Source organism: Streptomyces sp. MST-110588, from assembly GCF_022695595.1.
In the GTDB taxonomy this organism is placed as follows: domain Bacteria; phylum Actinomycetota; class Actinomycetes; order Streptomycetales; family Streptomycetaceae; genus Streptomyces.
Genome location: NZ_CP074380.1, coordinates 3,145,278 through 3,157,803, shown reverse-complemented (window position 1 = coordinate 3,157,803; position 12,526 = coordinate 3,145,278). Strand labels below are relative to the sequence as shown.

At 73.6% G+C, this 12,526-nt stretch carries 13 protein-coding genes and 1 pseudogene; 5 read left to right on the top strand and 9 right to left on the bottom strand.

Annotated elements, in window-relative coordinates; genetic code table 11:
- Window positions 1-661 precede the first annotated feature (661 nt).
- Both KGS77_RS13695 and KGS77_RS35005 read left to right on the top strand, forming a co-directional pair.
- Window positions 662-1,414: a hypothetical protein gene (locus tag KGS77_RS13695; protein WP_347404489.1), complete on the top strand. Its 753-nt coding sequence runs from the start codon at window positions 662-664 to the stop codon at window positions 1,412-1,414.
- A complete protein-coding gene (locus KGS77_RS35005; protein ID WP_347404488.1) occupies window positions 1,384-1,734 on the top strand; it encodes a hypothetical protein in 351 nt (116 codons plus the stop codon). Before KGS77_RS13695 ends, KGS77_RS35005 begins: the two co-directional genes overlap by 31 nt.
- Before the next feature lie 3 nt (window positions 1,735-1,737).
- Here the strand turns inward: KGS77_RS35005 and KGS77_RS13690 are convergent, their stop codons facing one another.
- From KGS77_RS13690 to KGS77_RS13675, 4 genes and pseudogenes are all read right to left on the bottom strand, one after another.
- Complete coding sequence (locus KGS77_RS13690; protein WP_242581318.1) at window positions 1,738-2,790, bottom strand: iron-siderophore ABC transporter substrate-binding protein; 1,053 nt, start codon at window positions 2,788-2,790, stop codon at window positions 1,738-1,740.
- 29 nt (window positions 2,791-2,819) lie between these two features.
- Window positions 2,820-3,651 (bottom strand): annotated as a pseudogene (locus KGS77_RS13685) (ABC transporter ATP-binding protein).
- A complete protein-coding gene (locus KGS77_RS13680; protein ID WP_242581317.1) occupies window positions 3,648-4,751 on the bottom strand; it encodes an iron chelate uptake ABC transporter family permease subunit in 1,104 nt (367 codons plus the stop codon). Before KGS77_RS13680 ends, KGS77_RS13685 begins: the two are co-directional and overlap by 4 nt.
- Window positions 4,748-5,752, bottom strand: a complete 1,005-nt coding sequence (locus tag KGS77_RS13675) for an iron ABC transporter permease (RefSeq protein WP_242581316.1) — start codon at window positions 5,750-5,752, stop codon at window positions 4,748-4,750. Before KGS77_RS13675 ends, KGS77_RS13680 begins: the two co-directional genes overlap by 4 nt.
- Before the next feature lie 195 nt (window positions 5,753-5,947).
- Between KGS77_RS13675 and KGS77_RS13670 the strand changes: the two genes are divergently transcribed.
- Window positions 5,948-6,595 carry an HAD family hydrolase gene (locus tag KGS77_RS13670; protein ID WP_242581315.1) on the top strand — a complete coding sequence of 216 codons (648 nt, stop codon included), beginning with the start codon at window positions 5,948-5,950 and terminating at the stop codon, window positions 6,593-6,595.
- Here KGS77_RS13670 and KGS77_RS13665 read toward each other — a convergent pair.
- The gene (locus KGS77_RS13665) at window positions 6,550-6,810 is read right to left on the bottom strand and encodes a hypothetical protein (protein WP_242581314.1); all 261 of its coding nucleotides are present in this window, start codon (window positions 6,808-6,810) and stop codon (window positions 6,550-6,552) included. The two genes, KGS77_RS13670 and KGS77_RS13665, sit on opposite strands and share 46 nt — an antisense overlap.
- A 207-nt stretch (window positions 6,811-7,017) precedes the next feature.
- Between KGS77_RS13665 and KGS77_RS34620 the strand changes: the two genes are divergently transcribed.
- Window positions 7,018-7,401: a cold-shock protein gene (locus KGS77_RS34620; protein WP_277994222.1), complete on the top strand. Its 384-nt coding sequence runs from the start codon at window positions 7,018-7,020 to the stop codon at window positions 7,399-7,401.
- 101 nt (window positions 7,402-7,502) lie between these two features.
- On the opposite strand, the gene KGS77_RS13655 is transcribed toward KGS77_RS34620, so the two are convergent.
- The 4 genes from KGS77_RS13655 to KGS77_RS13640 are packed head-to-tail and all read right to left on the bottom strand — an operon-like array spanning window position 7,503 to window position 11,139.
- Window positions 7,503-8,450, bottom strand: a complete 948-nt coding sequence (locus KGS77_RS13655; RefSeq protein WP_242581313.1) for a 1,4-dihydroxy-6-naphthoate synthase — start codon at window positions 8,448-8,450, stop codon at window positions 7,503-7,505.
- Window positions 8,443-9,207, bottom strand: a complete 765-nt coding sequence (locus tag KGS77_RS13650; protein ID WP_242581312.1) for a futalosine hydrolase — start codon at window positions 9,205-9,207, stop codon at window positions 8,443-8,445. Before KGS77_RS13650 ends, KGS77_RS13655 begins: the two co-directional genes overlap by 8 nt.
- A 55-nt stretch (window positions 9,208-9,262) precedes the next feature.
- Window positions 9,263-9,772, bottom strand: coding sequence for a hypothetical protein (locus tag KGS77_RS13645; protein ID WP_242581311.1), 510 nt, complete (start codon window positions 9,770-9,772; stop codon window positions 9,263-9,265).
- A 26-nt stretch (window positions 9,773-9,798) separates the two neighbouring features.
- Window positions 9,799-11,139 (bottom strand): MFS transporter, encoded by a 1,341-nt coding sequence (locus KGS77_RS13640; RefSeq protein WP_242587458.1) that lies wholly within the window; start codon window positions 11,137-11,139, stop codon window positions 9,799-9,801.
- A gap of 464 nt (window positions 11,140-11,603) precedes the next feature.
- On the opposite strand from KGS77_RS13640, the gene KGS77_RS13635 reads away from it, so the two are divergent.
- The gene (locus KGS77_RS13635) at window positions 11,604-12,509 is read left to right on the top strand and encodes a DUF3027 domain-containing protein (protein WP_242581310.1); all 906 of its coding nucleotides are present in this window, start codon (window positions 11,604-11,606) and stop codon (window positions 12,507-12,509) included.
- The last annotated feature ends 17 nt before the right edge of the window (window positions 12,510-12,526 follow it).

Below are 12,526 nucleotides of genomic sequence, written 5' to 3'. Positions count from 1 at the left end.
CGGTCATGTGCGGGTTGTTTGGTCTTGGACCCGGTGCGGTCGGTGGGTGGGGTGGGGCGCGGTCGCACCGGGGCCACTCCTCGGGCCGTGTGCGTGTCGGGTACGCCGTAAAAGGAAGCCTGCGTCTTGCACACGGCCCTGCGGGGAGTCCCCGATACGCCCACGCCCGGCCGTCCCCGAGCCGCCGGCCAGTCCTTTCCAACCGGTCCCAAGACCCGGTACGACAACTGCTGCGTGCCCCCTTCGGGGCACGACATCCGAAGTACGGCCACCCCGCCGGGCACGACCTCCCGTACGCCCGCCCGTGTCGTTCCCACCAGGAGCCGCCTTCGGGGCACCAACCCGCACGCAGGGCCACCTACTAACCCTCCCCCAAGGGGTGGGCGCGCTACGGACGGGAGGGGGCGGGCCGGAGGGGGTGTATGCCAAAACGTAAAGCGAAGCAGTTTTGGCATACACCCCCGCAGGCCCGACCCCGCCACCCACCACCCAGCAAGCGCAAAGCGCCCACCCCACCAAACCCTCCCGCCGAAGGCGAAACCCGCACCCGTGCAGGAGCGGAACCCCACACCGGGGTACCCAACGACTACGCTGCGCCGCCACGGGCGGAAAACCGCGCCGCCACGGGCGGAAAACCGCGGAAGAGGAGGACGGGGAACTCGTGGGCATCGAGAGCGATCAGCTCGTCTTCGACTATCTGAGCCAGGTCGGAGACCTGGCTCAACGGAGTGGGCTGCCGTCCGCCGTGCGGATGCGGCTGGTGGCCGAGCTGCGGGCGCGGATCGACGCGCAGGGGGCGGATTCGGTCTCGGGGGTGAGGCGGGTGCTGGCCCGTTTGGGTAGTCCTGAGGCGGTGGTGGCGGCAGCGGGTGGTGGGGGCAGGGGGGCGCCGTCGGCCGGGGCGGGAGCGGACGTACGGCCGGTCCGGCGGTCCGGGGCGCGTGAGCGGCTGGCGGGGCTCAGTCGCCGTAGCGGGCTCAAGGGGAGGGTGCCGGAGCCGCGGACCGGTGAGGCGCAGGCCGCGTCGCCGCCGCATCTGGCGGGGCCGGAGGAGCTGGGTGAGGGGTCCGCGTCGCTCGACTGGTGGCGGGTGGCGCCGGAGTCGTACGGGGCTGATGGGCCGTACGGGTTCATAGGGCCGGAGGGGACGGTGATCGGGGACGGGCCGGAGGAGACCGTACCGGGGTTCGTCGGGGGGATCGAGATCCCCGAGATGCGGGAGCAACTGGCTGTGGACCGGCCGTTGTCCCTGGAGAAGGAGGGGTGGGGGAGGGCGTCCGTCAGGGGGCGGTGCCGCAGGGTGGCGCTCCACGGCGCGGGCCGCGGCAGGTGGTCGCGGAGTGGCGCCGTCGGCGGCGGGGCGCGACCTTTGTGGAGGGTCAGGTGGATCGCGCGACCGGGCCGACGCCCCTGAGTCTCGTGGTGGCGGTGGGGCTGCTCGGGGTCGGCGCCGCTCTGGGGTCGTGGGTTGCCCTGGGGACGGGGTGGGTGTTGGCGTACGGGTCGCGGCGGCTGAGCCGGGCGGAGGCGAAGTTCGCGGCGGTGGGGGTGCCGGGGCTGGTGGCCGGTGGGCTGTTGGTGTGGTTGGGGGCGGCTGGAGGGGCGATGGGGGAGCCGGTCGGTGAGGGGCGGATGGGGCAGGAGTTGGTCGACGGGCTGCCGGTGGCGGTGCGGGTCGCGGCCGTCGCCTCGGCTTTGTTTTTGGTGTGGCGGATGAGGCGACGGCCGCGGTGAGGGTCAGTGTTTGGTGGTGAGTTCGGTCTTGAGCTGGGTGAGGATGCGGTCGGCCGCGGTGTAGCCGATGCCCTGGATCCACAGTTGGTCGTCCACGCGGACGGCGCGGTGGTTCTTGACGGCTTTCATGTTCTTCCACAGGGCGCCGCGGGTGACCTGGGTTTCCCTGGATTTCTCGGGGCTGCCGTAGGCGGTGTAGAAGACCGCGTCCGCGTCGGCGCGGCCGATCTCTTCGGGGCCGACCTCGGTCATCAGGCCGTCCTCGGCGTCCTTGACGACGGCGGTGGGGCCGGTGCCGATGTCGTTCAGGATGGTGCCGATGTAGCTGCGGCAGCCGTAGATGCGGGTGTCGGCGCCCTCCACGAAGCGGACGACGTTGGTGGTGAGCTTCCTGGCGGCGGCGGGGCCGCCGAGGGCGCGGGTGACCTCCTTGGCGTGGGAGTCGTACGCGGCGACGGTCTTCTTCGCCTCGGGGATCTTGCCGAGGGCGTCGGCGTGGGTGGCGAAGTTCTGCTTCCAGGGGTAGCCGGTGGTCTCGGTCATGACCGTGGGGGCGATGGCCTTGAGCTGGGCGTAGCGCGCGCCGTCGCGGACCTTGCTGGTCAGGATCAGGTCGGGCTTGAGGGCGGCGACGGCCTCCAGGTTGGGGGCGCCGATCTTGCCGACGTCCTTGATGCCGGCGAGGCGGTCCTTGGGGAGGTAGTCCAGGAAGCCGGAGTCGACGTCGGAGCGGGTGGCACCGACCGGCTTGACGCCCAGGGTGATCGCGGAGTCCAGTTCGGCGGTGTCCAGGACCACGACGCGCTGGGGGCTGTTGGGGACCCGTACGTCTCCCATGGCGGTATGGACGGTGTGGTCGCCGGGGCCGGAGGCGGGCCGTGCCCAGGTGGTCTCCGGCTGGGCCGGGCAGTCGGCGGCTGTCTTGGAGGCGCCCGAGGCCGAGGGGGTGGAGGAGCCGCAGGCGGCCAGGGTGAGGGAGGCGGTCAGGGCCGTGGCCGCGGCGAGGGCGGTGCGGCGCCGGGTGGGGGGCTTGGAGGGTGCCGAGGTGCGGGGCATGGCGGGGCCCTTTCGGGGAGGGAGGGAGATCAGCCGGCCGGGGACTGCCAGGGGCGGCCGGGGACGACCAGGGGGAGCCGGTCACCGGATCGGGGACGACGACCGATTCCAGGCCGAAGACCTCGCGGACGAGGCCGGCGGTGACGATGTCGGACGGGGGCCCTGGGCGACGATCCGGCCGGACTTCATCGCCACCAGGTGGCCGGCGTAGCGGGCGGCCTGGTTGAGGTCGTGGAGGACGGCGACGACGGTCCGGCCGCGGTCGTGGTTGAGCTGTCTTATGAGGTCCAGCACCTCGACCTGGTGGGCGATGTCCAGGTAGGTGGTCGGCTCGTCCAGGAGGAGCAGTTCGGTCTCCTGGGCCAGGGCCATCGCGATCCATACGCGCTGCCGCTGTCCGCCGGAGAGTTCGTCCACGGGGCGCTCGGCCAGACGTGCCACGCCGGTGCGTTCCATGGCCTCGGTGACCGCCCGCTCGTCCTCCTGGGACCACTGCTGCCACCAGTGCTGATGCGGCTGCCGGCCGCGGGAGACCAGGTCGGCGACGGTGATCGCCTCGGGGGCGACGGGGGTCTGCGGCAGCAGGCCGAGGGCGCGGGCGATCTTCTTGGTGGGCAGGTGCGCCAGGTCGCTGCCGTCCAGGAGTACGGCGCCGCCGCGCGGCTTGAGGAGCCGGCCCAGGGCCCGCAGCAGGGTGGACTTGCCGCAGGCGTTGGGGCCGACGACGACGGTGACCTCGCCGTCGGGGACGTCCAGGTCCAGGTTCCGTACGACCGTACGGTCCTCGTAGGCGAGGGTCAGGTCGCGGGCCGAGAGCCTGCTTGCGGTCCGCGTCGTGGCACTCCGGCCGGTCTCGGTCACGCTTTTCCTCCACCGGCACGCCGGCGCGTGCCGTGACTTCTGATGATCAGCCAGATGAGATACGGGGCCCCGACGGCCGCCGTCAGGACGCCGACCGGCAGTTCGGTCGGCGCGAAGACCCGGCGCGCCAGCAGATCGGCGGTCACCACGACGCACGCGCCCAGCAGGGCCGAGGACAGCAGCGGGATCTGTGCCGTACGGGTCAGCCGGCGGGCGATCTGCGGGGCCAGCAGCGCCACGAAGTCCACCGGGCCGGCCGCGCCGGTCGCCATCGAGGCCAGGACCACGCCCAGGGCCACCAGGCCCAGACGGGTGCGGCCCAGCCGTACGCCGAGCGCGGTGGCGGTGTCGTCGTCCAGGGCGACGGTGCGCTGGGCGCGGGCGGCCCACAGGACGGCGGGCAGCAGGGCCAGCAGCGCCCAGCCCAGCGGCGCGGCCTCGGCCCAGCCACGCCCGTTGAGCGAGCCGGTCATCCACACCTGGGCCTGCTGGGCGACCAGGTAGTCGCCCTTGGTCAGGAACAGGTGGGTCAGCGAGCGCAGCGCGATGGCGAAGCCGATGCCGATCAGGACGAAGCGGGTGGCGTGCAGGCCGCCGCGCCAGGCGAAGACGTACCCCAGGCCGGCGGCGAGCACCCCGCCCAGGACGGAGACGTAGGGCAGTGCGGCGTAGGAGGTGACGCCGAAGGTCATCGCGCCGACGGTCAGCGCGCTCGCGCCCTGGGAGATGCCGATGATGTCGGGGCTGGCGAGCGGGTTGCGGGCCACGGTCTGGATCAGCGCGCCCGCGACGCCGAAGGCCGCGCCGACCAGCAGTCCCACGGTCATACGGGGCAGCCGCAGCGTGCCGACGACCAGTTCCTGGTCCGAGGGCCGCCCCAGGAGCACGTCGAGCACGTCGGCGGGGGCGACGAAGCTCTCGCCGACGCACAGGTACGCCACGCAGGCCGCGGCGAGCGCGAGCGCCAGCAGCCCGGCCACGACGGTCGCCCTGCGGTGCAGCAGGAAGGAGCCGCGGCGGGCCCGCAGGAGGTGGTATCCCGCGGGCCGTACGGGCGGACGCGGGGCCGGGGCGGTGCTCAGGGGCGTACGGCCGCTCATGCGGGCACCGCCTTGCGGCGGACGAGGGCGACCAGGAAGGGGACGCCGATCAGGGCGGTCATCACCCCGGCCGGGACCTCCGAGGGCGGGAAGACGATCCGGCCGACGGTGTCGGAGAACAGCACGACCACCGGGCCGAGGAGGGCGGCGGCCGGCAGCAGCCAGCGGTGGTCGCCGCCGACCAGCGCGCGGGCGATGTGCGGGACGGCCAGTCCGACGAAGGCGATCGGCCCGGCGGCGGCGACGCCCGCGCCGGTGAGCACCGCCGCGCCCAGGCCGCCCACGATCCGTACGGCCGCGACCCGCTGCCCCAGGCCCCGGGCGACGTCCTCGCCGAGCGCCAGCGCGTCCAGTCCGCGTGCCACGGAGAAGACCAGGACCGTACCCAGCAGCAGGAAGGGCCAGATCTGGGCGGCGATTTCGCTGTCCCGGCCGGCCAGCGAGCCGACCTGCCAGAAGCGGAACTCGTCCAGCGCCGCGGCCTTCGTCGTCAGGATCGCCATGATCACCGAGGCCAGGAGGGCGTTGACGGCGGCGCCGGCCAGCGCCAGCTTGACCGGGGTGGCGCCGCCGCGCCCGCGCGCGGCGACGGCGTACACCACGACGGCCGCCGCCGCGGCGCCCGCGAAGGCGAACCAGACGTAGCCGGTGAGGGTGTGGACGCCGAGGAAGGACAGGGCGAGCACCACGCCCAGGGACGCGCCCTGGCTGATGCCCAGGATGCCGGGGTCGGCGATGGGGTTGCGGGTGATGCCCTGCATGACCGTGCCCGCCATGGCGAGCGCGGCGCCGACCATCAGGCCGATGAGGGTACGCGGCAGCCGCAGGAAGCGGACGACCTGCGCGGCGTCGCCGTCCCCGCCGTGCAGCAGGGCGTCGAGCACCTCGGACGGGGCGAAGTGCCGGCTGCCGACGGCCAGCGAGAAGAGCACCGCCAGCAGCAGGGCCAGGGCCGCCGCCACCGTCCAGCCCAGGCGGCGGCCACGCGTCCGCGTCTTCATGCCGGGTGTGCCCGACGGCTGGTCGCGGAGCCCGCGGGGGCGGCTGCGGGCCGGCTGGCCTGGACGACAGACATGGTTTCCATTTCGCGGTGTCGCAGCGGGCCGGGCGCGGTCAGGGCGCCGACCCGCAGGTTAGGTAAGGCGTGGCTAAGTGTACGACCAGGTCCGGGGCGCGTCCCGGGCACAATGGGCGGCATGGCTCCGTACCCTCTGACGGTCGGCTTCGACCTGGACATGACGCTGATCGACTCCCGGCCCGGCATCCGGGCCGCCTACGAAGCCCTCTCGGCCGCCACCGGCACGTACGTGGACGCCGCCCAGGCCGTCACCCGCCTGGGGCCGCCGCTGGAGCAGGAGATCCGGCGCTGGTTCCCGGCGGACCAGGTCGCCGAGGCCATGCGCCTGTACCGGGAGCTGTACCCGTCGTACGCGATCAGCGGGAGCCCGGCGATGCCCGGCGCGCGGGAGGCGGTGGCCGCCGTACGGGAGCTGGGCGGGCGGGCGATCGTGGTGACCGCCAAGTACGAGCCCAACGCCGAGCTGCACCTGGAGCACCTGGGCATCGAGGCGGACGCCGTCATCGGCTCACTGTGGGCCGAGGCCAAGGCACAGGCGCTGCGGGAGCACGGCGCGCGGTTCTACGTGGGCGACCACACCGGTGACGTACGAGGCGCCCGTGCCGCCGGCGCGCTGTCGGTGGCCGTGGCCACCGGGCCGTGCGACGCCGAGGAGCTGTCCGCGGCCGGCGCGGACGTCCTGCTGGGTGACCTGACCGGCTTCCCGGCCTGGCTGGAGCGCTACCTGGCGGACGAGGCCGGGGCGCCGGCGGCCGACCGGGCCTGACGGCGCTGGGCGGCGACGGAACGGACCACCCCGCCCGCGGCGAGCAGGAAACCGACGCCCATGAGCATGCAGACCCAGTAGAAGACCGGCGGCAGCGGCTCGGCGCCGATGAACAGCGGAGTCATCGTGGCCATCGTGGCCAGCGCGCCGATGAGGAAGACGACGGCGCCGATGCGGACCAGCAGATCCCCGGCCCGGGGAGTTTCGTCAGACACACGACAAGGGTAAGTCCGGGCCAGAAGCGAGGAGGAACCACCCGGCGACGTCTTGTCACCGGACACCGGACCATTAGCCTTGGTGGTGGCGGGTCATGTGGCCCGCTGTACTGCTATCCAGAGCTGTTTCCCCCGGGGAACCGGCAGGAACAGGCAGTAGCCCCCGACCCAGTAGTTTTCCGACGAGTACGAGGACGAGGACAGACGGTGCCTACCGGCAAGGTCAAGTGGTTCAACAGTGAGAAGGGCTTCGGCTTCCTCTCCCGCGATGACGGCGGTGACGTCTTCGTGCACTCCTCGGTGCTGCCCGACGGCGTGGACGCACTCAAGCCTGGCCAGCGCGTCGAGTTCGGCGTCGTCGCAGGTCAGCGGGGTGACCAGGCGCTTTCGGTGACAGTCCTCGACCCCGCGCCGTCGGTGGCCGCGGCACAGCGCCGCAAGCCGGACGAGCTGGCGTCGATCGTGCAGGACCTCACCACGCTGCTGGAGAACGTCACCCAGCAACTGGAGCGTGGCCGCTACCCGGACAAGGCACACGGCGCGAAGATCGCGGGCATGCTGCGCGCGGTCGCCGACCAGCTCGACGTCTGAGGACCCGCCGCCGGGCCGGAGCCCGGCGGCCACGGTGCCCGGCCGGCCCGCCGCGTGTGCGGACCGGGCGTCCGGCACCGGTGAAACTTTCGGACAACAGTTCAGACAAAATTCAGCGCGTCACGGCCGAGGGGCGGCACCAGTCCCTCGGCCGCCGCACGGGTGAGCAGTCCGCGGACCGCCGCGTAGCCGTCCTCGCCGAGGTCGGCGGTGAACTCGTTCACGTACAGGCCGATGTGCTGGTCGGCGACGGCCGGGTCCATCTCCTGCGCGTGCTCCAGCACGTACCCGCGCGAGTCCTCGGGGTCCTCCCAGGCCATCCGCACGGACGCGCGGGCCGCCGCCGCCAGCTCCCGCAGCCGCCGCTCGCCCAGCGACCGCCTGGCGATGATCGCGCCCAGCGGGATCGGCAGGCCGGTGGTGGCCTCCCAGTGCTCGCCCATGTCGGCCAGCCGGTGCAGACCGTAGTTCTGGTACGTGAAGCGCGCCTCGTGGATGACCAGTCCGGCGTCCACCTTGCCGTCCCGTACCGCCGGCATGATCTCGTCGAACGGCAGCACCGTCACCCCGCCGATGTCACCCGGCACCTGGTCCGCCGCCCACAGCCGGAACAGCAGGTAGGCGGTGGACCGCTCGCTGGGCACCGCGACGGTCTTCCCCGCCAGGTCCGCGGCGGCGCCGGGCTCGCGGGTGAGCACCAGAGGGCCGCAGCCGCGTCCCAGCGCCCCGCCGCACGGCAGCAGCGCGTACTCCTGGAGCACCCACGGCAGTACGGCGTAGGACACCTTCAGGACGTCGAAGTCCGCCGCCCGCGCGTCCCGGGCACCCCCCGCCTCGCCGGCCGCCCATTTGTTGGTCAGGTCGATGTCGGCGAAGGTGACGTCCAGGGCGGGCGCGCCGGGAACCTTGCCGTGTGCCCAGGCGTGGAAGACGAAGGTGTCGTTCGGGCACGGCGAGTAAGCGATCTTCAGGGTGTCCGGCCGCTCGGCGCGTACGGCTCCGTCCCCGCCCACGGCCGCCTCCGCGGTCGGGCTGTCGGTCTCACTCATGGCGTCCTCCTGAGGTCAGGGCCCCGGGCAGCGCGGCGAAGGCGGCCGAGAGCGCGCCGAGCGCGTCCCCGATGCGCCACGCGGCGCGGTCCCGCGGGCCGACGGGATTGGAGACCGTACGGATCTCCAGTACGGGCACCCCGTGCGCGGCGGCGGCCTCGGCGACCCCGAAGCCCTCCATGGCCTCGGCCAGCGCCCGCGGATGACGGCGGGCCAGCTCGGCCGCGCGCCCGGCGCTCCCGGTCACCGTTGAGACGGTCAGCACGGTCCCGCACGCCGCTCCGGTGGCCCGGGCCACGGCGCGTACGAGAGCCGGCGGCGGCCGGTGGGTGACGGTGCCGAAACCCAGTCCGGTGACGGGCACGAAGCCCTCGCCGGTCTCGGCGCCCAGGTCGGCGGCGGTGATCTCCTCGGCGACCACGACCGAGCCGACGGGCGCGCCGTCCGCGTACGGCACGCCCACGGCTTCGCCGGGCACGAATCCGCCGCCGATGCCGGCCGAGATCACCAGGTCGTACGCATCGCCGGAGGACCCCAGGGCCGCGGCCGTCAGCGCCGTGGCGGTGCCCGCCGCCGCGGCGGCCGGGCCGACCCCGGCGGCCAGCACGTCCACAACGGCTTTTGCCCCGGCCCCGGACAGCGTCACCCGGCGCAGCTCCGCGCCGCCGGGCAGCGCGAGGGGCGCGGGCGGCCCCGCCGCGGCGGCGGTGACCGCGTCGCGCTCGGCGGCGACGGCCGTGACGACCAGGACGCGCATCAGCGGGCCAAGGGGACGGGGGCGGTCCGTCGGCAGCGATCGGGCATGGGGCGCGTCAGGACTCCGCGCGCTCCAGCTTGATGTTCCACACGCCGGTGTAGCCGCCGTCGCTGTTGGACGTCACCACCGAGATGACCGTGTTCTTGTTCAGCGAGCGGGTCTGCTGGTTGACGAAGAGGTCGTCACCGGCGAAGGAGGCGTAGGTCTGCTTGCTGAGGTTGTTCAGCCGCGCGGAGCTGGTCAGTGCGAACCAGCCCTGGTCGGCCATGTCCGGGTCGACACCGATACGGACCTTCTCGCCCGGGTGCACGGTGATCGTCTTCTTGGGGGCGGCGGTCAGGCACTCCTCGAACTTGGCCTGTGCCTTCTTGTCCTTGGCGGGGTTGCCGAGCACGTCACCGTTGTCGTAGCAGGCGGCTTCTGCGGTCACGGTGTCCTTGCCGACGGTCACCGTCGCCATGGGGGTCGGCTTCTCGCAGGCGGAGAGGGTGAGCAGCCCGATGGTCACGGCACCGATGGCGGCAGCGGCACGGCGGCCCTGGCCCCAAGAAGAGAACGCGGTCATGCGGGCAGGCTATCGGGCCGCCCGGGTCATGCCACGCGCGGGTACGGCGTGCCGTGCCGCGCGGCCCGCAGCAGCCCCCGTGCGGCCGTGCACACCCCGGCCGTCACCAGCGCCGCGGCCACCGCCAGGCCCAGTGCGCCGACGAGCGGCAGCGCGATCCCGACGGCCCCGCCGACCACCCACGACAACTGCAGCACCGTCTCGGACCGGGCGAAGGCCGAGGTACGGACCTCCTCGGGCACATCGCGCTGGATCAGCGCGTCCAGCGCCAGCTTCGCCAGCGCGTGGCACAGGCCCGTGGCCGCCGCGGCGGCCGTCACCACGATGAGGTCCAGTACCTCGTAGAACACCGCTGCCACCACCGTCACCCCCAGCGCCAGCCCCAGCATCGACGCGATGATCCGCTCCGGCCCACGGGAGCGCAGCCACGCCCCGACCGCCGTGCCCAGCGCGTTCCCCGCGCCCGCCGCGACCGCCACCACGCCCAGCGACAGCTCGGGGCCCAGCCCGCCCAGCGGCTGCTCGCGCAGCAGGAAGGCCAGGAAGAAGGTCAGCAGTCCGGAAACGGAGCGCAGTGCGGCGTTCGCCTGGAGCCCGTGCAGTACGGACGGGCCGACCGTACGCAGCCCCGGCCGCCGCCGGCCCGCCACCCGCCGTTCCACCGCGCCCCGGCCCTCCTCGCCCGAGGCCAGCCGCGCCCGCCCCTCGCCCTTGGCCGAGTCGACCCGGTGCGGCAGCGACAACGACAGGAACGTTCCCGTGACGAAGAGCGCGAAGGCGCCGTACAGCGGCCAGCCCGGCCCGATCAGCCGCAGCCCGCCCCCGACCGGCGCCGCCAGCCCGGTGGCCAGCAGACCGGCCAGCGTCACCCGCGAATTCGCCTTCACCAGCGAAATACGCGGCGGCAGCAGCCGGGGCACCACCGCACTCCTGACCACCCCGTACGCCTTGGAGGAGACCAGCACCCCCAGCGCCGCCGGATACAGCTCCAGCCCGCCGCCCGCGACCGCGCCCGCCATGGTCAGCGCCAGCAGCGCACGGGCCAGCATGGCTCCGGCCATCGCGGCCCGGCGGCCGTGCGGCACCCGGTCCAGCAGCGGGCCCACGACCGGCGCCAGGAGTGCGAAGGGCGCCATCGTGACGGCCAGGTAGAGCGCGACCCGGCCGCGCGCCTGGTCCGTCGGCACGGAGAAGAAGACCGTCGAGGCCAGCGCGACCGTGATCAGCATGTCGCCGGCGGAGTTCACCGCGTGCAACTCGATCAGCTTCGCCAGGCCCGACTCACCCGCGCCGTGGGCATGTGTGGCACGCCGTATCCCACGGCCCGCGGCGGTGAAGGGACGGCGCAGCACACGGCCGGCGGCCAGGCCCGTCCGACGCGCCCGGCCGCCCCTGTCCCCGCCTCTGCTCGACGCCTTCGACACCCGCGTTGTCCCGGACACCCTCGACGCCCTTACGGCAGCCACGTGGTCATACTGCCCCAACTCGCCCAGGACATGGCGGTTTCCGCGGCTTCCTCCGCGAGGCGCCGCGGACACGACCCCGCGGCGGTGACATTTGCCGCTCCCGCCGAGGGGTCGTACACGATTGAAGGGGTAGCGTGTGTAGCGCGCCACCGGCGGTCACTCTTGGCCGCGCGCCTTGCCGCGATCCCGCAGAATGGTTCGTAAAGGTGCGCTCGACCGAGACGATCGGGCGCGGACGTCGACGCGGTCCCCTGGTCCGCTCCGCCCGCCCCGGCCCGCCGGTCGTCCGGACAGGACAGGACAGCTCCGGCTGGCGCACTCGTGAGACGGCGTGGAAGAGAGAATCGATTCTTGTGAGTGCTGCGATGCGAAGCCGTACCCCTGACCGCCTGTGCGCCGAGGCGGTCGACCTTGCCCGCGCGGCGGCCGAGGAGGCCGCGCTGCCGGGAATGGTCGGCGAGCACGTCGACGCCGTCGCCGAAGGGGACCGCGTCGTCACGCACCTTTTCGTCTGCAAAGAACCGGGCTACCGCGGCTGGCACTGGGCCGTCACCGTCACCCGCGCCTCCCGCGCCAAGAACGTCACCCTCGACGAAGCGGCCCTCCTCCCCGGCCCCGACGCCCTCCTCGCCCCCGAGTGGGTGCCCTGGAGCGAACGGCTGCGCCCCGGCGACATGGGCCCCGGCGACCTGCTGCCCACCGAGGCCGAGGACCTGCGCCTGGAACCGGGCGTCTCCGGCGAGGACACCCCGCCGCCGAACTCCGTCGTCTCCGAAGAAATGCAGGACCTCGCCGCCGCCGAGGACGCCGACGTCACCCCCGGCTCCCCGGCCGCCCAGCCCACCGCCCCCGCCCGCGGCAGCGTCGCCGACGTCGCCCAGGAAATCGGCATGGGCCGCGCCCGCGTCCTGTCCCGCTACGGCCTGCACACCGCGGCCGACCGCTGGGAAGAGGCGTACGGCCCCAAGACCCCCATGGCACAGGCCGCCCCCGCCGCCTGCATGACCTGCGGCTTCCTCGTCCCCCTGGCCGGCTCCCTGCGCCAGGCGTTCGGTGTCTGCGCCAACGAGTTCGCCCCGGCGGACGGCCGGGTCGTCTCCCTCGGGTACGGCTGCGGCGGCCATTCGGAGGCCGCGATCATGCCTAAACCGCCGCGGCCGGCCGCGCCGGTTATCGACGAGACCGTCATCGAACCGTTTCCGTTGCGGCCGGAGCGGGCTGGGGGGTCGGTGGAGGAGAGCGGGCCGGCTGAGGAACTCGGCCACTCTTGACCCTTGCGGGGGGCCGA